The sequence below is a fragment of the Streptococcus sp. Marseille-Q3604 genome (assembly GCF_916619785.1).
Classification (GTDB): Bacteria; Bacillota; Bacilli; order Lactobacillales; family Streptococcaceae; genus Streptococcus.
The window spans coordinates 255804-281504 of the sequence record NZ_CAKAKM010000001.1; the positions used below are offsets into that span (position 1 = coordinate 255804).

Sequence of the window (25701 nt, forward strand, 5' to 3'; positions counted from 1 at the left end):
GGTGTTGTTATGTCCAAATTTAACCGAATGCATTTAGTCGTTCTTGATTCAGTAGGAATTGGTGCTGCTCCAGATGCCAATGACTTTGTCAATGCAGGTGTGCCAGATGGTGCTTCAGATACCCTTGGTCATATCTCTAAATCAGTAGGATTGAATGTGCCAAATATGGCTAAGCTTGGTCTAGGAAATATTCCTCGTGAAACACCTTTGAAAACAGTACCAGCAGAAAGTAACCCAACTGGTTATGCAACAAAATTGCAGGAAGTTTCTCTTGGTAAGGATACGATGACTGGTCACTGGGAAATCATGGGTCTCAATATTACTGAACCTTTTGATACCTTCTGGAACGGATTCCCAGAAGAAATTCTCACTAAAATTGAGGAATTCTCAGGTCGTAAAGTCATTCGTGAAGCTAATAAACCATACTCAGGTACAGCTGTTATTGAAGACTTTGGACCTCGTCAAATGGAAACTGGTGAATTGATTATTTATACTTCAGCTGACCCAGTTCTTCAAATTGCTGCACACGAAGATATTATTCCATTGGATGAGTTGTATCGTATTTGTGAATATGCGCGTTCAATTACCCTTGAGCGTCCAGCTCTTCTAGGGCGTATCATTGCTCGTCCTTACGTTGGTGAGCCTGGAAACTTCACTCGTACATCTAATCGTCGAGATTTGGCTGTTTCACCATTTGCACCCACTGTTTTGGATAAATTGAATGAAGCTGGTATTGATACTTATGCCGTTGGTAAAATCAATGATATTTTCAACGGAGCTGGTATTAACCACGATATGGGCCACAACAAATCAAATAGCCATGGTATTGATAATTTGATTAAAGCTATGACTTCTGAAGATTTCAAACATGGCTTCTCATTCACAAACTTGGTAGACTTCGATGCCCTTTATGGACACCGTCGTGATCCACATGGATATCGTGATTGTTTGCACGAATTTGACCAACGTTTGCCTGAAATCATTGCTGCCATGCGTGAAGATGATCTCTTGATGATTACAGCAGACCACGGAAATGATCCAACTTATGCAGGTACAGACCATACTCGTGAATATATTCCTTTCTTGGCTTATAGCCCATCATTCAAAGGAAATGGACTTATTCCAGTAGGTCATTTCTCTGACATCTCAGCAACTGTCGCTGAAAACTTTGGTGTAGATAAAGCCATGATTGGTGAAAGCTTCTTGGATAAACTTGTCTAAAATGAAGCGCTATGCATTTTTGGTTCGTGGGATAAACGTTGGTGGTCGTCACAAGGTAGTCATGGAAGAATTTTGTCATGAGTTAAAAGAACTTGGGATGTCAAATGTTTCTTCCTATATAAATAGTGGAAATTTTTTCTTCGATTCATCCTTGATGAAAGTGGAACTCCTCTTAGTTTTAGAGAGATTTCTTAATAAGACTTATCCATTTATTAAGGTGTTTTCTCTTTTTACTCTAGAAGATTACCAAAATGAAGTGGCATCTTTACCTAAGTGGTGGGAAGATGATTTCTATAGAAAAGATGTGCTCTTATATACTGAAAGACTTGATAAGAACGAAATGAGGAATGTTATTGAGTCTTTAGAGTTGGGAGATGAAATTATTCATCTTGGTCAACTTGGGATCTACTGGGGTAAATTTGATAAATCAAGCTATAACCAAACGGCTTATCATAAGAAGCTATTGAAAGCACCTTTTTATCCTTATATAACCATTCGAAATGCAAGAACATTTTCAAAAATTGGTCACTTTTTAAGAATGAAATAAAATTAAGGGAGAATTAACATGTCGCTACTTGAAAAAATTAGAGTTACTCAAGCATTTTTGGAAAGCAAAGGAATTGAAAAACCTGAGTTTGGTTTAATTTTGGGTTCTGGACTTGGCGGGTTGGCTGAAGAAGTTGAAGACGCAGTTGTCATTGACTATGCGGATATTCCAAACTGGGGACAGTCAACGGTTGTCGGTCATGCTGGAAAACTTGTTTATGGAACTTTGTCTGGACGTAAGGTTTTAGCTCTTCAAGGACGTTTCCATTTTTATGAAGGAAATCCGCTTGAAGTAGTTACTTTCCCTGTACGTGTTATGAAAGCTCTTGGATGCGAAGGAGTTGTTGTAACCAATGCAGCAGGTGGTATCGGCTTTGGTCCAGGCACTTTGATGGCCATCACTGACCACATCAACATGACTGGTCAAAACCCATTGATTGGTGAAAACTTGGATGATTTTGGTCCTCGTTTCCCTGATATGTCTAAATCGTATACTCCAGAATACCGTGAGACTGCACATCGAGTTGCTGACAAATTGGGCATTAAATTAGATGATGGTGTCTATATCGGTGTGACTGGTCCAACTTACGAAACTCCAGCTGAAATTCGTGCTTATAAGACTCTTGGTGCAGATGCTGTTGGGATGTCAACTGTCCCTGAAGTCATTGTTGCAGCACATTCTGGTTTGAAAGTTCTTGGTATTTCATGTATTACCAACTTTGCGGCTGGTTTCCAAGAAGAACTCAATCACGAAGAAGTTGTGGAAGTGACAGAACGTGTTAAAGGGGATTTCAAAGGCTTACTGAAAGCTATTCTAGCTGAACTTTAAAAAGGAATAATTGATGTCAAACTTAATGAATAATCCATTATTTCGTATCATTCGTGGAGTTTTTATAATTGCTTTCCTGACCATGGTTTGGTTGGTTATATTTTCTGCTATAGATACAAGTGGTAGTGAGATAGACTATGAACCATTTCAAGGAGCATCTATCGTATTTGCAGTTTTAAGCTATATCATAATAGTGTTCCTATTTCAATACCATAAAGTTGTTAACTTAAAAGAGTCAATTAAATCATCATACAGTGCAATTGAAATTAAAGAACAGTATGTGGAAAAATTGATTGTACAACTGCGAGAACTGACTGATAAGATTGTAGACCATGAGTTAAAAATGTCTGTTAGAAAAAATGTTTCAGAATTGTTAGAGGAAAAAAAGTCTGTCAACAATTTGACTAACGATGAAAACAAAGCTAATCATTCAGAATCTAAGCGGAAGTCTTACGGTGAGTCTGGCAATTTTTCTAAACATGAATACTCTACTAAACTAGAGGAAACGAAGAATAAAATTATAGAGAAAATCGAAAGAGATACAAATATTACAGCTGATCAAAGTATAAAGGATTTGATTGCTGAGATTAAAGAGTCAGAAGTACTTGTTGCTAATCAAAAATTATACTACAATGAAATGGTGTCGCAATATAATAAAACAATTTACAGTTTGCCACTTGCTTTGTTAAGAACAACTTTAGGTCATTCAGAGATAAACTACTTATAACATAGAACAAAATCATTAAGACTAGAATATAGTTAAAAAGGTCAAAGAATGAAAGCTAGTTTTAGTTTTTCTAATTCAGCACGAGATTGCCTTACTATGAAATAAAAACAAAGAAGGGATTGACCCTACTCTAAAGACAGTAGGAAAAGTTGGTTAAAGCAATTTTAGCCATACTCTAATATATGGGTAGTAAAGAGAGAAAGAGTTTGACTTGGCTCCCCAAGTCGATTAGGTTAAGTTTGGCTGTTTTGACAACCGGAATAGCTTCTGGTCTGATTGGTATTCTTTGCCACTATCTTTTAGATTTTATAAAATTTCTTGCTTTTGGTAACGATACGTCAGATCTCTTGTTACAATTTAACTCTATAAGTGCTTATCGACGCTTCGTAGTTATAGTGGTAGCTGGTGTCTTAGCTAGTATCTTTTGGTATTTCCTTCAGCGACGAGTGTCTATTCTTTCAATTAATAAAGCTAAGCAACTCGTTGGCAAGAAGAGTCCAAATTTTCTTGGCCAAAGTCTACATGCTTTGGTGCAGGTAGCAATCGTTGGAGCAGGTGCTTCGGTAGGCAAGGAAGCAGCTCCACGAGAATTAGGTGCCTTATGTGCTGGCAGTTTATCAAGAAAACTGGGTTTAGAAATTCCTGAAAGACAACTCATGATTGCATGTGGTGCAGGAGCAGGCTTAGCTGCGGTTTACCAAGTTCCCTTTGCCAGTACACTGTTTGTTTTGGAAACTTTGGGAGTTGCTTGGAAACTGAAAAACATTGGTATCATTCTTGTGACAACCTATTTGTCAGCTTATTGTGCTCGTCCAATTGTTGGTGGGAAAGCTATATATTTAGTTGATAAAGTAAGCTTACATCCTACTAGTTTGATACAGATTCTTGTTTTGGCGCTGTTTGTAACTCCGCTTGCTCTTATATTTAAAGTTTTAGCTAAAAAGGCGAGTAAAAGTCGTATAACAGATAAACATATTCTCTGGACCATGCCCGTCTCTTTTATAATATTAGGTGGTATTGTAGCTTTCTATCCTATAATCATGGGAAATGGTCAGGTTCTAGCACAATGGATGTTCTCTGGAGGAACTTCGGAATACCTTCCGATTTTGCTAGTAATCAAAGGGCTTATTGTGTGCTTGTTGCTATGGTCAGGTACTTATGGAGGGACACTGACGCCTTCGTTTACTTTAGGTGTCGGATTTGGTTTCTTATTAACAAGGTGTCTTGAGACTTTTGGTTTATCCCTAAATCCTAATCTAGGAATGTTACTTGGTGCAACCATATTTTTAGTAACAACTTTGGATGCTCCTCTGACGGGAATAGCCTTAGTTCTAGGTTTTACTGGTCAAGGAGGGCTGGTAGCAGTTCCTCTAATCTTAGCGAGTCTACTATCAAGGATAATTAATAATAAATGGAAGAAAAAACAATGAATATTCATTTTATCTTACACGAAACGTTTGAAGTTCCAGGAGCCTATTTAAAATGGGCTCAAGACCGTGGGCATAATATCACATCAACCAAGGTATATGAGGAAGAGATCCTTCCTGAAACCGTTGAAGGTATTGATTTTCTAATTGTGATGGGTGGTCCTCAGTCACCTGATGAGGATCGTCAGACCTTTCCTTATTATGACCCAAACGCTGAGATTGCATTTATGCAAAAAGCAATTGCTGCTGATATCTATATTGTTGGTGTATGTTTGGGAGCTCAGCTTCTGTCTGTAGCCTATGGTGGTAAGTATGAGCATAGTCCAGAACGAGAAATTGGTGTGTTTCCAATAACACTTACGGATGATGGTTTAGCTGATGAGCATGTCAAAGGTTTTGGCACAACTCTCAATACTGGCCACTGGCATGGTGATATGCCTGGATTGACTGATAATGCAGTTGTTCTTGCTACTAGTCAAGGTTGTCCACGTCAAATTATTCGCTTTAGTCCTAAACACTATGCCTTCCAAGCACACCTAGAGTTTGATTCCCAAGCCATTGATTTGCTCATAGCTGCGGATGGCGAAGAACACTTGCGTAAGCAAAATAATGAGTTACCTTTTGTTCAAACACCTGAACAATTACGTACCAACGATTATTCAGAAATGAACAAGAAGTTATATGATTTTCTTGATTCATTGACTCAAGCTTAATCCACTTTAAAAAAAGTAATTATTAACAACTATATAATAGTAGAAAAATTATTTAAAAATAAAAATTAAGAATGGTAGATAGTGTGTTCAGGTTGCTCTTTTACCATCAAAAAATAGAAAGGACGGGTTAACTGTATTCACTAAATTGAATACGAGCGGAGAACGAAGTAAAAAAGATAAACTGTCTAGCATTTATAATGCGTCGTCAGTTTCCTATTATTACTTTGTTCTCTGTCGCCTGTCTCCTGTATATAAAAAATGAAAGGAAGGGTAGTTCGGGTTTGAAACTGAACCCGGGCTAGATGCTGTGTAAAAAAGATAAATCCTCCTAGATGCGAAGCATCTTTGTCAGATTTCCTATTTTTACTTTGCCTCTTTAACGCCCTTGGTATCTTATATTATGTCTATCCATATTGCTGCTAAGCAAGGTGAAATTGCTGATAAAATTCTCCTACCTGGAGATCCTTTACGTGCGAAATTCATTGCCGAGAATTTCCTCGAAGACGCTGTATGTTTCAATGAAGTTCGTAATATGTTTGGTTACACAGGAACATACAAAGGTGAACGTGTCTCAGTAATGGGAACTGGAATGGGGATGCCATCTATCTCTATCTATGCTCGTGAGCTTATTGTTGACTACGGGGTTAAAAAATTGATCCGTGTGGGAACTGCTGGTTCATTGAATGAGGATGTTCACGTTCGTGAGTTAGTTCTAGCGCAAGCGGCAGCGACAAACTCTAACATTATTCGTAACGATTGGCCACAATACGATTTCCCACAAATTGCAAGTTTCAATCTCTTAGATAAGGCTTACCACATTGCTAAAGAGCTTGGTATGACTACACATGTTGGTAATGTCTTGTCTTCTGACGTCTTCTATTCGAACTATGGTGAAAAGAACATCGAGCTTGGTAAATGGGGTGTGAAAGCTGTAGAAATGGAAGCAGCAGCACTTTACTACCTTGCAGCCCAACACCAAGTAGATGCTCTTGCCATCATGACTATTTCTGATAGTTTGGTTAATCCAGATGAGGATACAACAGCTGAGGAACGTCAAAATACTTTCACTGACATGATGAAAGTTGGTCTTGAAACACTAATTGCAGACTAGTTTGTAAAAGGACGCCATTTGGTCGTCCTTTTGTGTTGTATGTTGTAGCTAATATCTGTTCGAAGTGACAATAGGTTAAAATTTTTCAAACTACTAGAAAAAAATAAAAATATTTGGAAGAAAGATGCTTTTAAGGAATAAGTAAATATCCGACAATTTAAAAAACAACCGCTAAAAATGTGAAAAACAACTTACAAAACAATGAAAAATGATAGAAATTAAATGCTTGATATCATAATGAAAAACGGTTTCTTCTTTTTTAAAAAGAATGACAATTGAAATGAAGTTATAGTAATGTTATAATAATAATGGGAAATGTCTAATTTTAATTTATAGGAGCAATTTATATGAGTTCGCGTACGAATCGTAAGCAAAAACGTACGAGTAATAGATCGTGGGGGATGGTCAACATTGGGTTGACCATTCTGTATGCTATTTTAGCATTGGTCTTATTATTCACCATGTTCAATTATAATTTCCTATCCTTTAGGTTTTTGAACATCATTATCACCATTGGTTTGTTGGTAGTTCTTGCTATTAGCATCTTCCTTCAGAAGACTAAGAAATCACCACTAGTGACAACGGTTGTACTGGTTATCTTCTCGCTAGTTTCTCTGGTTGGTATTTTTGGTTTTAAACAAATGATTGACATCACTAACCGTATGAATCAGACGGCAGCATTTTCTGAAGTGGAAATGAGCATCGTGGTTCCTAAGGAAAGTGACATCAAAGATGTGAGCCAGCTTACTAGCGTACAGGCACCTACTAAGGTTGATAAGAACAATATCGAGACCTTGATGTCAGCTCTCAAAAAAGATAAAAAAGTTGATGTTAAAGTTGAAGATGTTGCCTCATATCAAGAAGCTTATGATAATCTTAAGTCTGGCAAATCTAAAGCTATGGTCTTGAGTGGCTCTTATGCTAGCCTATTAGAGTCTGTCGATAGTAATTATGCTTCAAATCTAAAAACAATTTATACTTATAAAATTAAAAAGAAGAATAGCAACTCTGCAAAACAAGTAGATTCAAAAGTCTTCAATATTTATATTAGTGGTATTGATACCTACGGTTCGATTTCAACAGTGTCACGTTCAGATGTCAATATCATTATGACAGTAAACATGAATACACATAAGATTCTCTTGACGACTACTCCACGTGATGCATACGTTAAGATTCCTGGTGGTGGGGCAGACCAGTATGATAAATTAACCCACGCAGGTATTTATGGCGTTGAAACATCTGAACAAACTCTGGAAAATCTTTATGGTATTAAGATTGATTACTATGCACGAATTAATTTCACATCTTTCCTTAAGTTGATTGACCAACTTGGTGGTGTGACAGTCCATAATGATCAAGCTTTCACAAGTCTTCATGGGAAGTTTGATTTCCCAGTTGGTGATATCCAAATGAATTCAGAGCAAGCACTTGGATTTGTTCGTGAACGCTATAGTTTAGATGGCGGAGATAATGACCGTGGTAAAAATCAGGAGAAAGTTATTTCTGCGATTGTAAACAAGTTGGCTTCTCTAAAATCTGTATCAAACTTTACTTCAATCGTTAATAATCTCCAAGACTCTGTTCAGACAAATATGTCTTTGGATACCATTAATGATTTGGCTAATACACAACTTGATTCAGGCTCTAAATTTACAGTAACGTCTCAAGCAGTAACTGGTACTGGTTCTACTGGTCAATTGACCTCTTATGCTATGCCAAATTCTAGTCTTTACATGATGAAACTAGATGATTCGAGTGTGGCAAGTGCCTCTCAAGCTATCAAAAATCTGATGGAGGAAAAATAAGTGATTGACGTTCACTCACATATTGTTTTTGATGTTGATGATGGTCCTAAAACTTTAGAAGAAAGTTTAGACCTTATTGGTGAAAGCTACGCCCAAGGGGTACGTAAGATTGTTTCAACATCTCACCGTCGTAAGGGGATGTTTGAGACTCCAGAGGATAAAATTTTTGCCAACTTTTCTAAGGTGAAAGCAGAAGCAGAAGCACTTTATCCAGACTTAACTATTTGTTATGGTGGTGAACTTTATTACACCTCAGACATTGTGGAGAAACTTGAAAAGAATCTTATTCCGCGTATGCACAACACTCAATTTGCTTTGATTGAGTTTAGTGCTCGCACATCTTGGAAAGAAATTCATAGTGGGCTTAGTAATGTTTTGCGAGCGGGGGTAACGCCTATTGTTGCTCATATTGAGCGCTATGATGCCCTCGAAGAAAATGCTGACCGTGTTCGAGAAATCATCAACATGGGGTGCTATACTCAAGTTAATAGTTCTCATGTTCTAAAACCAAAGCTCTTTGGAGATAAAGATAAAGTAAGAAAAAAACGTGTTCGTTATTTCTTGGAGAAAAATTTGGTTCATATGGTTGCTAGTGACATGCATAATCTTGGTCCAAGACCACCATTTATGAAAGATGCTTACGCTATTATCGAAAAGACTTACGGAACGAGACGTGCTCGTAACCTTTTTATCGAAAATCCACAAACACTACTTGAAAATCAATATATATAGGAGAAACTATGACTCAGGAAAACACGAAGCGTGTTGAAATCGATGTACTTGCACTATTGCAAAAACTTTGGACTAAAAAAGTATTTATTTTATTTACAGCCTTTTATGTCGCTGTCTTTGCCTTCTTGGGAACTTACTTCCTCATTCAGCCAACATATACATCGTCTACACGTATTTATGTGGTTAATCAAGCTAATGATGGCAAAAACCTTTCTGCTCAAGATTTGCAGGCCGGTACATTTTTGACAAAAGACTACAAAGAAATTATTACATCAAACGATGTCTTGTCAGAGGTTATCAAAGATGAAAAATTGAATATGACAGAAGCAGAACTTGCTAAAATGATTTCAGTTAATATTCCTACTGATACTCGTCTTATTTCAATTTCTGTTAATGCTAAAACTGGTCAAGATGCGCAAACACTTGCCAATAAGGTTCGTGAAGTTGCTTCAGAAAAAATCAAGAACGTGACAAAAGTTGAAGATGTCACAACGCTTGAAGAAGCTAAATTGCCAGAGTCACCATCTTCTCCAAATATCAAACGTAATGTGCTTCTTGGAGCAGTGCTTGGAGGATTCCTTGCAGTGGTTGGTGTGTTGGTACGTGAAATCCTAGATGATCGTATTCGCCGTCCAGAAGATGTGGAAGATGCCCTTGGAATGACACTTCTTGGAATTGTCCCTGATACAGATAAAATTTAAGGAGAAGAAATGCCTCTATTAAAGTTAGTAAAATCTAAAGAAAACTTTGCCAAACAAACAGAAGAGTATTACAATGCCATTCGCACAAATATTCAATTTTCTGGTGCTCAGATGAAAGTGATTGCGGTTAGCTCTGTTGAAGCTGGTGAAGGAAAATCAACGACATCTGTTAACTTGGCGATTTCATTTGCTAGTGTTGGGCTCCGAACACTTCTCATTGATGCGGATACCCGTAACTCTGTTTTGTCAGGTACATTTAAATCAAATGAGCCTTATAAAGGCCTTTCAAATTTCCTTTCTGGAAATGCTGATCTAAATGAAACGATTTGTCAAACTGATATTTCAGGTTTGGATGTCATTGCATCTGGTCCTGTACCACCTAATCCAACAAGTCTTTTGCAAAATGACAATTTTAGACATTTGATGGAAGTTGCTCGTAGTCGTTATGATTATGTCATCATTGATACGCCACCAATTGGTTTGGTCATTGATGCTGTTATTATTGCCCATCAGGCTGATGCCAGTCTTTTGGTTACAGCAGCTGGAAAAATTAAACGTCGTTTCGTTACTAAGGCCGTTGAACAATTGGAACAAAGTGGTTCACAGTTCTTAGGTGTCGTCCTTAATAAAGTTGACATGACAGTTGATAAATATGGATCATATGGTTCTTACGGATCATATGGTGAGTACGGGAAAAAATCAGACCAAAAAGAAGGTCATTCAAGAGCACATCGTCGTAGAAAAGGATAGCATTAATGGGGATGATGCGGCTCCTTATACCTTAACAGATTAAAAAGGGGTTTAGAGTGAAAGAAAAACAAGAAATTCGTCGCATTGAAATTGGTATTATACAGTTGGTTGTGGTTGTTTTTGCAGCCATGGTAGCTAGTAAAATACCATATACAGAGATTACCCAAGGAAGCATTGTCCTTTTAGGTGTCGTACATGTAGTGTCTTACTATATCAGTAGTTATTATGAAAATCTTAAGTATAGAGGCTACTTGGATGAACTCATTGCAACTGTCAAATATTGTTTCATATTTGCTCTAATTGCAACTTTCCTCTCGTTTTTTGCAGATGGAAGTTTTTCTATCTCACGTCGCGGACTTCTTTATGTTACTCTGATTTCAGGTGTTCTCTTATACGTTACAAATACTGTTCTTAAGTATTTCCGCTCTTCTATCTATACACGTCGTAAAAGTAACAAGAATATTCTTTTGATTTCTGATCAGGCACGTCTTGATAATGTTTTATCTCGTATGAAGGACAATATGGATGGTAGGATTACAGCAGTTTGTGTCTTGGATAATCCTTATTTCTCTGATCCATTTATCAAGAGTGTTAAACCTGAAAATTTGATTGAATATGCGACACACTCAGTAGTAGACCAAGTTTTGATTAATCTGCCAAGTGAGCAGTACAAGATTTGGGATTATGCGTCTCCATTTGAACTTATGGGAATCCCAGTATCCATTAATTTGAATGCCCTTGAATTTATGAGTCAGGGTGAAAAACGTATCCAACAATTGGGTCCTTTCAAAGTTGTTACGTTTTCTACGCATTTTTATAGCTATGGAGATATCTTGGCGAAACGCTTCCTCGATATCTGTGGAGCTCTAGTTGGTTTGGTGCTCTGTGGTATTGTTGGAATCTTCCTTTATCCTCTTATTCGTAAAGATGGAGGACCAGCTATTTTTGCTCAAGATCGTGTGGGAGAAAATGGACGTATCTTCAAGTTTTATAAATTCCGTTCTATGCGTGTTGATGCGGAAGAAATCAAGAAGAATTTGATGGCACAGAATCAAATGTCTGGTGGTATGTTTAAGATGGACAATGATCCACGTATTACCAAAATTGGACATTTCATTCGTAAAACGAGTCTTGATGAACTTCCACAATTTTGGAATGTTCTAAAAGGTGATATGAGCTTGGTAGGAACACGTCCACCAACCTTGGATGAGTACGAATCTTATACACCGGAACAAAAACGTCGCCTCAGCTTTAAACCAGGTATTACTGGTCTTTGGCAAGTAAGTGGTCGAAGTGAAATTACTGATTTTGATGAAGTTGTAAAACTAGACGTTGCTTATATGGACGGATGGACAATCTGGCGCGATATCAAAATCTTATTGAAAACAATTAAAGTAGTAGTAATGAAGGATGGAGCAAAGTGATGGCTTTCTCCATTTCTTTTAATGGTGATTAAATGACAAAAACAGTTTATATTGTTGGTTCTAAGGGAATTCCAGCAAAATATGGTGGATTTGAGACCTTTGTTGAGAAGTTAACAGAGTTCCAACAAGACAAAGATATCCAATATTATGTAGCTTGTATGCGTGAAAATTCTGCTAAATCAGGAATTACAGCAGATACTTTCGAACATAACGGTGCTAAATGCTACAATATTGACGTCCCAAATATCGGGCCTGCACGTGCCATCGCTTATGACATCGCAGCTCTTAATAAGGCCATTGAGATTGCTAAGGAAAATAATGATCAAGCACCAATCTTCTATGTTTTGGCCTGCCGAATTGGTCCATTTATCTCAGGTATTAAAAAGAAAATCAAGGCTATCGGTGGTACCCTTATGGTTAACCCGGATGGTCATGAATGGCTTCGTGCAAAGTGGAGTCTTCCGGTTCGTAAGTATTGGAAAATTTCAGAGCAACTCATGGTTAAACATGCAGATCTCTTGATTTGTGATAGTAAAAACATTGAATCTTATATTCAAAATGATTATGCGAAGTATCGTCCTCAAACAACCTATATTGCCTATGGAACTGATACAACTAAATCTCGATTGACTAAGGTTGATGATAAGGTACGCACATGGTACTTCGAAAAGGGTGTTATTGAAAACAATTATTATCTTGTTGTAGGACGTTTTGTGCCTGAAAATAACTATGAGGCTATGATTCGTGGTTTTATGGCGTCTAGCTCCGATAAGGATTTTGTTCTCATTACCAATGTTGAAGAAAACAAATTTTACGACAAGTTGCGCCAGGAAACTGGTTTTGACAAGGATTCTCGTGTGAAGTTTGTCGGAACTGTTTATGACCAAGAATTGCTCAAGTACATTCGTGAGAATGCCTTTGCTTATTTCCATGGTCATGAGGTAGGTGGAACCAATCCATCACTTCTTGAGGCACTTGAGTCAACTAAGCTAAATCTCTTGTTGGATGTTGGCTTTAACCGTGAAGTCGGTGAAGATGGTGCTCTCTATTGGAAAAAAGACCAATTGGCAAGTGTGATTAATCAAGCTGAACAATTGGATGAACAAGCTATCGCAGACCTCAATCAAAAATCAAGTAAACGTATCGAAGAAGCCTTTACTTGGGAAAAAATTGTTACAGACTACGAGAAAGTATTTAAAGGATAGAAATGCAGAAAATTTTATATCTTCACGCTGGTGCCGAAATGTATGGTGCTGATAAGGTTTTGTTGGAGCTTATTAAAGGATTGGATAAAGAAGCCTTTGAGGCTCATGTCATCTTGCCCAACGATGGCGTCTTAGTGGGTGCATTGGAAAAGGTTGGTGCTAAGGTGAAAGTTATTGATTATCCAATCTTGCGCCGGAAGTATTTTAATCCTAAGGGAATTCTTGAGTATTTTGGCTCTTATAATCGTTATTCAAAGCAAATTGTTAAATATGCTAAGGATAATGGCATTACTCTTATTCACAATAATACGACTGCGGTACTTGAGGGAATTTATCTCAAACGTAAGTTGAAACTTCCTTTGATTTGGCATGTTCACGAGATTATCGTCAAACCAAAAGCAATCTCTGATTTCATCAACTTTTTGATGGGGCGTTATGCTGATACGATTGTGACAGTTTCAAATGCTGTGGCCAACCACGTGAAGCAGTCTCGCTTTGTAAAAAATGACCAAGTTCAGGTCATCTATAATGGTGTTGACAATGCCGTCTATCATGAAATGGATGCCAGCGCAGTTCGTGACCAGTTTGGTATCGCACAGGATGCCTTGGTTATCGGAATGGTTGGTCGAGTGAATGCTTGGAAAGGTCAAGGAGACTTCCTAGAAGCTGTGACTCCAATCTTAGAGTCTAATCCCAAAGCAGTAGCCTTTTTAGCAGGGAGTGCTTTTGAAGGTGAAGAGTGGCGTGTTGATGAGTTGGAAAAGGCAATATCAGATTCACCAGTAGCTGGACAAATCAAGCGTATCGATTATTATAGTAAGACAACAGAGCTCTATAATATGTTTGATATCTTTGTCTTGCCAAGTACCAATCCAGATCCCCTACCAACCGTAGTTCTCGAATCAATGGCTTGTGGCAAACCTGTAGTCGGCTACCGTCATGGTGGTGTCTGTGAAATGGTTAAAGAAGGCGAAAACGGCCTTCTTGCCACACCAAATCAGCCTGCAGAATTGTCTAAAGTTATTCAAGAATTGGCTGATAACACCGAGAAGAGAGAGCAATTTGGCAAGGCCTCTGTCAAACGCCAAAAAGAACTCTTCTCATTACAAAGTTATATTCGTAATTTCTCAGAACTATATAAGAAATAAAAAGAAGTACTAAGAAGTACTAAGAAGTACTAAGAAGTACTAAGAAGTACTAAGAAGTACTAATATGAACAGCGAAACACTAAAAAATAAATTAAAACCAATCGTCTATCCAATTATTAATTTTATTCCTAGACGAAGACTTAAGAATAAAAATTTTACGATCATTTGTGATAATTGTTGGGCTGGAAAAGTCTATCAGGAGTTGGGCTTGCCTTATCAAACACCATTTGTAGGGATGTTTGTCTTTTCGCCTGATTACATCAAGATGCTTAAGAATTTAAAACACTATTTGAGTGGAAACATCCCTTTGAAATTCGTTAAGGAATCAAAATATATCAAAGACTTTGATAATGCTTATCCACTTGCACTTCTTGATGATATTGAACTTCATTTTTTGCATTATGCAGATGAAGAAGAAGCTACTCAAAAATGGGAACGCCGTTTGAAGAGAATGCATTGGGATAATTTGTATTTTAAGTTCAATGATAATGATGCCTGCACGTATGAGTTGATGAAAGAGTTTGAAGAGCTTCCGTACAAGAGTAAGGTCATCTTCTCTTCAAAGAATTATAGTGATTTACCTTCATTGGTCCACTTTAAATCAGCTGAAAAGCAAGGGCATGTTGGTATCGATTTGAAAACTTACCACCGTTATTTTAATGCCGTTACTTGGTTGAATAAGGGTGGGGAAGACTTAACATAAAAAATTAGGTAAATAATCTATGAAACCACTTTTAACTGTCGTCATTCCAGTTTATAATGTCGAAAAATATTTAAAACGTTGTATTGAGAGTATCCTTATTCAAGAGTGGAAGCACTATGACATCTTACTTGTAGATGATGGAAGTACTGATAATTCTCCTCAAATTTGTGATGACTATGCTAAAGCGTATGACTTTATCTCAGTGATTCATAAGAAGAATGGTGGACTATCTGCAGCTCGTAACACTGGTATTTCTCATGCTGAGGGAGAATATGTCTATTTCCCTGATTCAGATGATTGGATTGAACCAGACACCTTTATGGTGTTAGCAGAAGTGGTGGAATCCCAGAAGTTTGATATTATCTCTTTTAATCGTGAGTTTGTGAAAGGTGAAGAAGATGCTATAGTTTCAGATTCATTAGTGACTCAAGTTTTTGAGGGTAAAGATGCTTTTGTACAGATGCTTAAGCATAGTTATATTACTGGTTTTGCTAATGACAAAATTTATAGAAAGTCTTTATTTACTGATAATGACATTCAGTTTCCTATTGGTAAATACTATGAGGATCTTGGTACCAATTACAAACTCTTTCTATCAGCTAAAAAGGTCTATGCGACCAATCAAAAGTATTATCACTATCTAATCGATAACCCCGATTCTATTACTCAGTCATGGAACGAGAAGAAATTTAGTGATATGTTTGGATTCTACAAAGAAGTTTTCTATTCTGAATCTGTCCGTTCACAATTAAATAAAGAAGAATTACAAATTTCGCAACTTTATTATGTAAACGGCTTGGTTCATATACTAGCAAGTTTGTATAAATCTAAATTAGATAAAAAATATATAGAAATTACTAACGAAGTGAAACAAGAATTGCTTAAGAATAGTGTTTCTCTTTCTCAAATGAAAGACCAACCAAATAAGTTAAAATATGTACTGTTTAGACTAAAATTGTTAAAACTAGCCTTCAGTATACAAAATGTTTTTTGAAATTATTTTAGGAGTCAAATTTGAAATACTCTGTTATTATTCCAGTTTATAATGTTGAGAAATACATTGATCGTTGTTTGAAAAGTATTATTTCTCAAAATTATGATGACTTGGAAATTATAGTGATAGACAATGGATCTACTGATAGTAGTGGTAGTATTTGCGATACTTATGCTAGTGAGTACTCAAATATTTCGGTCTATCATATTGAAAACCATGGTGTTGGTGCGGCACGTAATTTTGGCTTGTCCAAAGCCAGGGGAGAGTTTATCTACTTCGTTGATAGTGACGATTATCTTGTTGGTAATCTCTTTGCTGATTTTGCAGATAAGCTAGTCTCAGATTTGGATTTGGCTGTTTTTAGTTATTACAATTCTTTTGAGGAAGATTTAACTGAGAAGCAGCGTACTGAAAAGTCACTTCCGTTTAAAGGGAGTTACGACAAGGATGGTTTTATCAAGATATTTAATGACTTATTCTTATCGGATATGCTTTACACAATTTGGAATAAGATATATCGCAGAGAATTTCTTCTTGAAAATAACCTTTCTTTTGAGCAGTATGAGTTAGGTGAAGATGTTCGCTTTAATCTTGATGTTTATCGTAAAGTCAACAAGATTTATCTTTCTCAAGATTCCTACTACGTTTATGTCATTGGTAGAAAAGGTTCCGCCATGTCGGGCTATAACCCTAAACGTCTTCAATATCAGCTTCAAGAATTGAAGATGGTTGATAGTCTACTTTCTGACTGGAATTTGGATAGTTCAAACTTCGTTAATACTGTAAAATCAAGAATACTGATGAGTAACATCTACAATATAACGAAACAGAATTTATCTGTAAATAGAAAAGTTAAGCTTGTTAAAGATACATGTGAAAGACAAGAGATAGAGGATTTTATAAAGAATGATTCTTCTGCATTGAATCCACTCATAAAACTGTTGTTGAAATGTCGAATGTATGTTGTTCTGATTTATCTTAAAAAAATACAGATGGTATTACAACATTTATAAGAATAATTGAAAGGTATGGAAAGTACTTGTGAATAGCAGTCGCTTTATCTCAGAGAAAATCTATTTATTTACTCTTTTTATTTGGGTATTATTTGTATCTCTGGTAACTACAACTTATTTTGTAAGGGTGGATGGTTTTTTGTCACTCTATCGTATCTTGCTCTATTTTACAATAGGTATGATTACGATAAAGGAACTCATTAATCTTCCTAATACCATTAATTATTTCAGATACCACTTGAAGGAATTAATAATTTTCCTATTATTTACCTTGACCATGTTAATTGTGTCAAAAAATCGAGATGGTCTTCCTGATATCAATGTTTTGCTGTTAGTTTTTTCAGCTAGGGATATAGAGTTCAAGAAGTTATTAGGGACTTTCTCCTTCGCCACATTTTTAGTGCTGTTTGTAACAATTCTAGCTAGTAAGATGGGCATTATCTCAAATATGTTAATGAGTGCAGATAGTGGTTATCGTTATAGTTTAGGATTCAACTATGTGTCCTTTGCCTCTCAACGTATGTTCTTTGCCCTATGTAGTTACTTAATGTTCAGAGGAAAGAAAGTTTCTTATCTAGAGTTGTTAGCTCTACTGTTTGCTACATTTTATATGTATCAACAGACTTCAACCTCAAGTCCACTTTATCTTAGTCTCTTGATTTTGACTTATGCGTTATTTAGTCTTAAGGTCTTTAAATTTGATTTTATAGACAGTAATGTTATTACGGCAAATATTTCTAAATATGGTTTTATTATTGCATTGCTCATTACTCTTTATTTCTGTTTCTATTCAACTGGTGATTTATTCCATCTTGTTGACCAATTTACACATAATCGTCTAAGACTGAGTGTTCAAGGATTCCGAAACTTCGGAGTTTCCTTATTAGGTCGACCAATTTCATTTACAACCATGGACATCTTCGGTAATTTTTCAAGCAACTATAACTTTATTGATAGCTCGTTTGTGCAGTTACTCGTAATTGATGGATTGGCTGTTAGTGCATTTATGTTATTTGCTTTAACACGTGTCATGAATTATTTTGTGACTAATCGAAAAGATATTGTCCTTGCTTGCTTAGGTGTTATGATTATTCATGGCATGTTTGATCCGCAAATGCTTGTTCTTCGTTATTCACCTCTTATCTTATTGATTAGTCGACTCTTTGTGATGAAGACTGATAAAGATTTTTTGTAAGTGAAACAGAGGTATATCATTTAGAAAGTCTAAACAGAGTCATATACATATGAAAGTTTTAAAAAATTACGCCTACAATCTTTCCTATCAATTACTGGTCATAGTTTTACCAATCATTACGACACCTTATGTTACTAGGATTTTTAGTTCAAAGGATTTAGGTACTTATGGTTACTTTAACTCTATTGTGACCTACTTTATTCTTTTGGCGACTTTAGGTGTTGCCAATTATGGTACTAAAGAGATTTCAGGGCATCGGAAGGATATTCGCAAAAATTTCTGGGGTATTTATACCCTCCAATTGATTGCGACTATTTTGTCTCTTGTCTTGTATACATCATTATGTTTGTTCTTTCCTGGTATGCAAAATATGGTGGCTTATATCTTAGGATTAAGCTTGATATCGAAAGGGATGGACATTTCTTGGTTATTCCAGGGTTTGGAGGATTTTCGTCGTATTACCGCAAGGAATACAACGGTGAAGGTTTTAGGAGTTGTTTCCATCTTCCTATTTGTGAAAACACCTGGTGATTTATATCTCTATGTTTTCCTATTGACCTTCTTCGAATTGCTTGGGCAATTGAGTATGTGGTTACCAGCAAGACCTTACATTGGAGAACCACAATTTGATTTATCCTATGCTAAGAAACATCTTAAACCTGTTATTTTGCTGTTTCTCCCTCAGGTTGCCATTTCACTATACGTGACTTTGGATCGTACGATGTTGGGTGCCTTGTCATCGACAAATGATGTAGGGATTTATGATCAGGCTTTGAAAATAATTAATATTTTGTTGACGTTGGTGACTTCATTGGGAAGTGTAATGCTTCCAAGGGTATCTGGTCTTTTGTCTAGTGGAGACTATAAGGCTGTTAACAAGATGCATGAATTCTCTTTCTTGATTTATAATCTCGTCATTTTCCCAATTATTGCTGGTCTCTTGGTTGTCAATAAAGACTTTGTTAGTTTTTTCCTAGGAAAGGACTTCCAAGCAGCTAATATTGCCATTGCCATCATGGTCTTTAGGATGTTCTTTATTGGTTGGACAAATATTATGGGAATCCAGATTTTGATTCCACACAATAAACATCGTGAGTTTATGCTCTCTACGACTATTCCGGCTGTTGTCAGTGTTGGACTTAATCTCTTGTTAATTCCTCCATTTGGCTTTGTTGGTGCCTCAATTGTATCAGTTTTAACAGAGGCTTTGGTATGGTTCATTCAATTGTACTTCAGCCTTCCTTACCTCAAAGAAGTACCGATTCTTGAGTCTATGGCAAAAATTGTATGCGCATCTGCTATGATGTATGGCTTGTTGCTAAGTGCAAAACCATTCTTGCATTTTCCACCTACTTTAAATGTTCTTGTGTATGCAGTGCTTGGTGGCCTCATTTACCTTCTTGCTATTCTAGTTTTGAAAGTGGTAGATGTTAAAGAATTAAAACAAATAATAGGAAAAAATTAGAAATGAAGAAAACACGGAATATAAACTTAGACTTGATAAAAGTAATTGCTTGTATAGGAGTTGTTTTGCTTCATACTACGATGCCAGGGTTTAAGGAAACAGGGCGATGGAATTACTCATCTTATTTATATTATCTAGGTACTTATTCAATTCCCTTGTTTTTTATGGTAAATGGTTATTTATTATTGGGTAAGAGCAAGATAACATATCCCTATATACTACATAAAATAAAATGGGTTCTAATAACAGTGTCTTCATGGACCGTTATCATTTGGTTTCTTAAAAGAGACTTCACAATTAATCCAATTAAAAAAATTTTGGCTTCTTTGATACAAAAGGGTTATTTCTTCCAATTTTGGTTTTTTGGCTCACTAATACTTATTTATTTATGCTTGCCGATATTGAAGAAGTATTTACATTCAAAAAGAAGTTATTTATACTTTCTATCTGTATTAACAATTATTGGTTTGATTTTTGAATTGATAAATTTTTTGTTTCAAATGCCAGTGCAAATTTATGTTATACAGACGTTTAGATTATGGACTTGGTTCTTTTACTACATTTTAGGTGGTTTTGTAGCACAATTCAATATAGATAATTTAAAATCAATCTTTAAGGTATGGATGAAAATAGTTAGCATACTTTTGTTATTGATTTCACCGATAATATTATTTTTCATAGCAAAAACTACTTATCATAATCTTTTTGCTGAATATTTTTATGACAATCTTTTGGTAAAAGTAATTAGTTTAGGACTATTTCTTACCTTATTGACGCTAACCATTGATGCTTCTAAACATAGAATGATCTACTTGTTATCAGTCCAAACGATGGGGGTATTTATTATACATACCTATGTTATGCAAATATGGCAAAAGTTGATAGGGTTTAACATAGAAGGTGCACACTTATTTTTCCCTGTTTTCACATTAGTGATTAGTTTTCTAATAAGTATGATATTAATGAAAATCCCTTATATCAATCGAATAGTTAAATTATAAAAAGGAGTTTATAATGTACGATTATCTTATCGTTGGTGCTGGTTTGTCTGGAGCAATCTTCGCACATGAAGCTACAAAACGTGGCAAAAAAGTAAAAGTGATTGACAAGCGTGATCACATCGGTGGCAATATTTACTGTGAAGATGTTGAAGGTATCAACGTTCACAAGTATGGTGCTCACATTTTCCATACCTCAAATAAAAAAGTTTGGGATTATGTCAACCAATTTGCTGAGTTTAATAACTATATCAACTCACCAATTGCTAACTACAAGGGTAGTCTTTACAACCTTCCATTTAACATGAATACATTTTATGCTATGTGGGGCACTAAGACTCCGCAAGAAGTTAAGGACAAGATAGCTGAGCAAACGGCTGATATGAAAGATGTTGAGCCTAAAAACTTGGAAGAACAAGCTATCAAGTTGATTGGTCCAGATATCTACGAAAAGTTGATTAAGGGATACACTGAAAAACAATGGGGACGTTCTGCCACAGACCTTCCACCATTTATCATCAAACGTCTCCCTGTTCGTCTGACTTTTGATAACAACTACTTTAATGACCGTTACCAAGGAATTCCGATCGGTGGTTACAATGTCATCATTGAAAATATGCTTGGAGATGTAGAAGTAGAGCTTGGAGTTGACTTCTTTGCCAATCGTGAAGAGCTTGAAGCCTCAGCTGAAAAAGTTGTCTTTACAGGAATGATTGACCAGTACTTTGACTACAAACATGGTGAGTTGGAGTATCGCAGTCTTCGTTTTGAACACGAAGTCTTGGATGAAGAAAATCATCAAGGAAATGCCGTGGTCAACTACACAGAGCGTGAGATTCCTTATACTCGTATTATTGAGCATAAGCATTTCGAGTATGGTACACAACCTAAGACAGTTATCACACGTGAATACCCAGCTGATTGGAAACGTGGAGATGAACCATACTACCCAATCAATGATGAAAAGAACAATGCCATGTTTGCTAAGTACCAAGAAGAAGCTGAGAAAAATGACAAGGTTATCTTCTGTGGACGTTTGGCAGACTATAAATACTACGACATGCACGTGGTCATTGAGCGTGCCTTGGAAGTCGTAGAGAAAGAATTTAGTAAATGACAGAAGAAAAAATTGATATCGTTGTCCTCTGGGTAGATGGCAGTGACCCGGAGTTTATCCGTGAGAAACAAGAAGTAACAGGCCAAATCTCAGTTTCTAATGAATTAGTTGATGGAGATTTAAGATACCGTGAATTTGGAATTTTTAATTACTGGTTCCGAATGATTGAAAAGCATGCCCCTTGGGTAAATAATGTTTACTTAGTTACCAACGGACAAAAACCTGACTGGTTGAACTTGGAGCATCCAAAACTCAGATGGATTACTCATAAGGAATTTATGCCTGAAGAGTATCTACCTACCTATAATTCTGCTGCTATTGAGCTTAATCTTCATCGTATTAAAGGATTGTCGGAAAATTATTTGTATTTCAATGATGATGTGTACTTGATTAGGGATAGTCAACCTTCGGATTTTTATAAAAATGGTCAACCTAAGCTTTTTGCTGTATATGATGCTTTGGTTCCTTGGTCAGCTTATACAAATACATATTACAAAAATGTTGAGTTAATTTATCGTCATTTTCCTAATAAGAAGGCCCTAAAGTCCTCACCTTGGAAATTTTTTAACTACCGCTATGGGCATTTAGTTTTGAAAAACTTGCTACTTTTGCCATGGGGGCCAACTGGCTATGTGAACAACCATTTAGCTACACCAATGAAAAAAAGCACCTTGGCGAATTTATGGCAAATTGAGGGAGAAACCTTAGATAGAACGTCACGAAATAAAATTAGAAACTACGAAGTAGACGTTAATCAATATATCTGTCAGTATTGGCATATTGAAAGTAATCAGTTTTATCCTATATCAAAGAATTTTGGTGAAACGATAAATTTACATCAAATAGATAGGTTAGAGAGTATCTTTAAAGATAAACATAAAAAATTGCTTTGTGTGAATGATGAAGTTGACTTTAAAGAGGAGAATATCATTCGTTTTAAGGAAATCTTACAAGAACGCTATCCTGAAAAATCAGCTTTTGAAAAATGAGAAATAAGAGATGAAATACTATTTAAAAGAAGAATTTTTACACGATAACAATGTTAAAAATGCCGGTAATAAGGCACGTAATGATGTTGAAGAAATTGTAAAGAGAGAAGGTTATCAAGCCTTGGTTCTTTCAGTTGATAATTGGTACGAGATGAGTACACTTAAAGCACAACTTCATAAATCGAAGGCTTTTGGACAGGCCTTGAATCAACTAAAGCAAGGTGATGAGTTACTTATCCAGTTCCCAATGCTTCATCATAGTTTTTTCACAACACATCATGTAAAGAAAGCACAGAAAAAAGGCGTAAAAGTTCATTTTATTATCCACGATTTGGAAGTTTTACGTTATGCCAATTTGGATACAGTACCTTTGAAACATAAGATTCGGGTTCAAATTCAAGAATCAGGTCTTCTTGGTGCAGCTGATGGTATCATCGCCCACAATTCAATTATGAAATCTGTTTTGGTGGATAAAGGGATTGCGGAAGATAAGATTGTTAGTCTTGGCATTTTCGACTATTTGATTCCAAATTTCCAAGAGAAGACTGGTCTAAGTAAGAATCAGCCAATTATTGTAGCTGGTAATCTGGCACAAGAAAAAGCTGGTTATCTTTACTCACTTCCTGCGGAACCTGCTTATAATCTTTATGGTGTTGGCTTTGACGAGAGCAGAGCTCTTGAGAATGAGGCTTACTTTGGCTCATTTCTACCTGATGAGCTTCCTGCAGCCCTCGAGGGTGGTTTTGGGCTTGTCTGGGATGGTGATAGTGCTGAAACATGTAGTGGTGTTTTTGGTGAGTACCTTCGCTATAACAACTCTCATAAGGCGTCACTTTACTTGGCATCAGGATTCCCACTTGTTGTTTGGAAACAGTCAGCCTTGTCTCACTTTGTACTTGAAAATGGCTGTGGGATTGCAGTAGAGTCGCTTCATGATTTGAAGGCTACCATTGACAATCTTTCAGATACTGATTACCAAGATTTGCTTGAAAATACTAAGCGTGTTGGTAAAGGTATTCGTGATGGTCACTACCTACTTACTGCATTAAATAATTTGAAATAAGATAAAAAATCCTCATTTTAGTGAGGATTTTTTGCATTATTGTTGTCTTACGAAAACCACTAGCTGTGCTAGTGGTTCCGAAAAGCTTTTAGCGATGTATCAAAAAAAGTCCCCCTAAAGTGTTATATTAGATAAGGTTTCCCGACCACTAACTAATATACTAAAGGAGGACCCCTGATGAGACAGGATAATAATAGTTTAGCACATACTACATGGAATTGTAAGTATCATATTGTTTTCGCCCCAAAATATAGACGTCAGATAATCTATGGGAAATACAAAGCAAGTATTGGTCAAATCTTACGATTATTATGTGAAAGAAAAGGTGTTGAAATTCATGAAGCAGAAGCTTGCCCAGATCATATTCACATGTTAGTGAGTATACCACCGAAACTAAGTATTTCTTCATTTATGGGATATTTAAAGGGCAAAAGTAGCTTAATGATATTTGATCGACACGCAAATTTAAAGTATAAATATGGGAATCGCAAATTTTGGTGTCGAGGCTTTTATGTTGATACGGTTGGGCGAAATCAGAAGCGAATTGAAGAATATATTCGTAATCAATTACAAGAAGACGTGGTAGCAGATCAGCTTAGTCTGTTTGAGGAGTATGATCCGTTTACAGGTGAGAAGAATAAAAGAAAGTAATCTTAAAGAGACCCGCTAGACGGGTCAGCTAGCAAAGGTGGTGCTGAAGGGAAACCATTCGGTAGGCCTTTAGGCCTCGGCCGGTAGCAGAGGCTTTCAGCCGAAGAGCAAGCCACCCGTTCTCACGGGTGGTTTTGACTTGGAGACTTCAAACTGGTATTGGGTTCCTGGAACTTTTCCATTTGAATAGATTGCTTCAATATAGTCGTCATAAGTGATTGACTTGGATTTACCTGCTTTTACGAGCTCTGGATCACGCCATATATTTGGATCAGCAGCATTAGTATCACGCTTGGTGAGGTAGAGGTACTCAATATAGGTTCTATTGTCGACAAAGGCACCAGCAACCTTTTCCTTACCATTATCAGATCGCGTGTACATACGAGTCGTTCCACCACCATCTAGTAGGAAGGCAAGACGAATATTCGAGTAGCCTATATTTTTTAAAAGCTTATAGACATCTTCGTGATTCAAGCCCTTATTGAGGGAGTTGTGGCCATAGGTTTGGATAATTCGGATAATACCATCATGGGTCTCTACGTAAATGGAACGAGCATTTGGTTGGTCAGGATCACCTTTTTCCCAGGTTTTATCTACTTTTTTATCCTTAATGAGAATACCAAAGGCACCTGTATCCCAACCGTTGCTTCCCATGTGGGTAAACATTTTAGCTGTGTCGATATTTGGATAGGTTCCGGCAGTGATATTATTTTGATCATCTCCATATAGAAGGCCTGTTTTGCCCAATTCGATTTCCTTTTGAGCGAAAGGACGATCTAGCCCTTCGTAAGACCAAAAACCAGAGTTAATAAGAGCAAGAGCTTCTCGTCGCTTAGCTTCGTACTTAATACTTTGCTCTGTGAGTTCAGGATTATTATCTTCGGTTCTTCCTTTTTGTAGGACATACTTTCCGTCCTTCTTGAAGGAGAGAATCTGCATGTCTACATTTTTAATATTGCCTTTTTCAAGTAAGACAGACTGATCTAAGAGCTCTTTATTCTTTATGGTAAAGTTCAATCCATCCTTATTTGATGGCATGGAAAGCTTCTTAATATCTCGATTGTTGAAATAGATGGTGAGGTAGAGCAGTCCACCAACTATGGCACCTATCATTAGAAGAGAAAATAGTATTCTTAAAATATTCTTCAATTTCATACTATAATTATAAACA

General features: G+C 36.5%; 25 protein-coding genes. 24 read left to right on the forward strand and 1 reads right to left on the reverse strand.

Going from position 1 to position 25701, the window contains the following annotated elements:
- Positions 1-9: 9 nt before the first annotated feature.
- The 24 genes from LG375_RS01140 to tnpA all read left to right on the forward strand — a co-directional run bounded on the left by LG375_RS01140 (position 10) and on the right by tnpA (position 24530).
- Entirely contained in the window at positions 10-1221 is a 1212-nt protein-coding gene (locus LG375_RS01140) for a phosphopentomutase (RefSeq protein WP_002890878.1), read from the forward strand.
- 1 nt (position 1222) lies between these two features.
- Complete coding sequence (locus LG375_RS01145) at positions 1223-1768, forward strand: DUF1697 domain-containing protein (RefSeq protein ID WP_060972928.1); 546 nt, start codon at positions 1223-1225, stop codon at positions 1766-1768.
- A gap of 18 nt (positions 1769-1786) precedes the next feature.
- Complete coding sequence (locus tag LG375_RS01150) at positions 1787-2596, forward strand: purine-nucleoside phosphorylase (RefSeq protein ID WP_060972927.1); 810 nt, start codon at positions 1787-1789, stop codon at positions 2594-2596.
- Positions 2597-2609: 13 nt separating this feature from the next.
- The gene (locus LG375_RS01155; protein ID WP_049545878.1) at positions 2610-3323 is read left to right on the forward strand and encodes a LemA family protein; all 714 of its coding nucleotides are present in this window, start codon (positions 2610-2612) and stop codon (positions 3321-3323) included.
- A 182-nt stretch (positions 3324-3505) separates the two neighbouring features.
- The gene (locus LG375_RS01160) at positions 3506-4753 is read left to right on the forward strand and encodes a chloride channel protein (RefSeq protein ID WP_225745109.1); all 1248 of its coding nucleotides are present in this window, start codon (positions 3506-3508) and stop codon (positions 4751-4753) included.
- Positions 4750-5463 carry a type 1 glutamine amidotransferase gene (locus LG375_RS01165; protein ID WP_225745365.1) on the forward strand — a complete coding sequence of 238 codons (714 nt, stop codon included), beginning with the start codon at positions 4750-4752 and terminating at the stop codon, positions 5461-5463. Before LG375_RS01160 ends, LG375_RS01165 begins: the two co-directional genes overlap by 4 nt.
- A 400-nt stretch (positions 5464-5863) precedes the next feature.
- The gene (gene deoD, locus LG375_RS01170) at positions 5864-6574 is read left to right on the forward strand and encodes a purine-nucleoside phosphorylase (RefSeq protein ID WP_014634439.1); all 711 of its coding nucleotides are present in this window, start codon (positions 5864-5866) and stop codon (positions 6572-6574) included.
- Between the two features lie 347 nt (positions 6575-6921).
- Positions 6922-8382, forward strand: a complete 1461-nt coding sequence (locus LG375_RS01175) for an LCP family protein (RefSeq protein WP_225745110.1) — start codon at positions 6922-6924, stop codon at positions 8380-8382.
- Positions 8383-9114, forward strand: coding sequence for a capsular polysaccharide biosynthesis protein Cps4B (gene cps4B / locus LG375_RS01180; protein ID WP_225745111.1), 732 nt, complete (start codon positions 8383-8385; stop codon positions 9112-9114).
- 8 nt (positions 9115-9122) lie between these two features.
- Positions 9123-9815, forward strand: a complete 693-nt coding sequence (locus tag LG375_RS01185; RefSeq protein ID WP_048790943.1) for a capsular polysaccharide biosynthesis protein — start codon at positions 9123-9125, stop codon at positions 9813-9815.
- Positions 9816-9824: 9 nt separating this feature from the next.
- The gene (locus LG375_RS01190) at positions 9825-10565 is read left to right on the forward strand and encodes a tyrosine-protein kinase (RefSeq protein ID WP_002890888.1); all 741 of its coding nucleotides are present in this window, start codon (positions 9825-9827) and stop codon (positions 10563-10565) included.
- 56 nt (positions 10566-10621) lie between these two features.
- Positions 10622-11989 carry a sugar transferase gene (locus LG375_RS01195; RefSeq protein WP_215672029.1) on the forward strand — a complete coding sequence of 456 codons (1368 nt, stop codon included), beginning with the start codon at positions 10622-10624 and terminating at the stop codon, positions 11987-11989.
- A 32-nt stretch (positions 11990-12021) separates the two neighbouring features.
- A complete protein-coding gene (cps2T, locus tag LG375_RS01200; protein WP_225745112.1) occupies positions 12022-13194 on the forward strand; it encodes a beta 1-4 rhamnosyltransferase Cps2T in 1173 nt (390 codons plus the stop codon).
- Positions 13195-13196: 2 nt separating this feature from the next.
- Positions 13197-14342, forward strand: a complete 1146-nt coding sequence (locus LG375_RS01205) for a glycosyltransferase family 4 protein (protein ID WP_225745113.1) — start codon at positions 13197-13199, stop codon at positions 14340-14342.
- Positions 14343-14406: 64 nt separating this feature from the next.
- Positions 14407-15045, forward strand: a complete 639-nt coding sequence (locus LG375_RS01210; RefSeq protein ID WP_155198504.1) for a DUF1919 domain-containing protein — start codon at positions 14407-14409, stop codon at positions 15043-15045.
- 19 nt (positions 15046-15064) lie between these two features.
- Positions 15065-16039, forward strand: coding sequence for a glycosyltransferase (locus tag LG375_RS01215; RefSeq protein WP_225745114.1), 975 nt, complete (start codon positions 15065-15067; stop codon positions 16037-16039).
- Positions 16040-16059: 20 nt separating this feature from the next.
- On the forward strand, positions 16060-17052 hold the full coding sequence (locus tag LG375_RS01220; protein WP_107373031.1) for a glycosyltransferase family 2 protein: 993 nt from the start codon (positions 16060-16062) through the stop codon (positions 17050-17052).
- A 28-nt stretch (positions 17053-17080) separates the two neighbouring features.
- A complete protein-coding gene (locus LG375_RS01225) occupies positions 17081-18247 on the forward strand; it encodes a polymerase (RefSeq protein WP_156685379.1) in 1167 nt (388 codons plus the stop codon).
- Positions 18248-18296: 49 nt separating this feature from the next.
- Complete coding sequence (locus LG375_RS01230; protein ID WP_156685378.1) at positions 18297-19712, forward strand: flippase; 1416 nt, start codon at positions 18297-18299, stop codon at positions 19710-19712.
- Between the two features lie 2 nt (positions 19713-19714).
- Entirely contained in the window at positions 19715-20713 is a 999-nt protein-coding gene (locus LG375_RS01235) for an acyltransferase (protein WP_060972916.1), read from the forward strand.
- 13 nt (positions 20714-20726) lie between these two features.
- Positions 20727-21827: a UDP-galactopyranose mutase gene (gene glf / locus LG375_RS01240; protein ID WP_060972915.1), complete on the forward strand. Its 1101-nt coding sequence runs from the start codon at positions 20727-20729 to the stop codon at positions 21825-21827.
- Positions 21824-22816 carry a stealth family protein gene (locus LG375_RS01245; protein ID WP_060972914.1) on the forward strand — a complete coding sequence of 331 codons (993 nt, stop codon included), beginning with the start codon at positions 21824-21826 and terminating at the stop codon, positions 22814-22816. The genes glf and LG375_RS01245 overlap by 4 nt, the downstream gene beginning before the upstream one ends.
- Positions 22817-22826: 10 nt before the next feature.
- Positions 22827-23879 (forward strand): galactofuranosyltransferase, encoded by a 1053-nt coding sequence (locus tag LG375_RS01250; RefSeq protein WP_225745115.1) that lies wholly within the window; start codon positions 22827-22829, stop codon positions 23877-23879.
- A gap of 177 nt (positions 23880-24056) precedes the next feature.
- Positions 24057-24530: an IS200/IS605 family transposase gene (gene tnpA, locus LG375_RS01255; protein WP_013990678.1), complete on the forward strand. Its 474-nt coding sequence runs from the start codon at positions 24057-24059 to the stop codon at positions 24528-24530.
- Between the two features lie 96 nt (positions 24531-24626).
- Here tnpA and LG375_RS01260 read toward each other — a convergent pair whose 3' ends face one another.
- Complete coding sequence (locus LG375_RS01260; RefSeq protein ID WP_225745116.1) at positions 24627-25643, reverse strand: phosphodiester glycosidase family protein; 1017 nt, start codon at positions 25641-25643, stop codon at positions 24627-24629.
- Positions 25644-25701 lie beyond the last annotated feature (58 nt).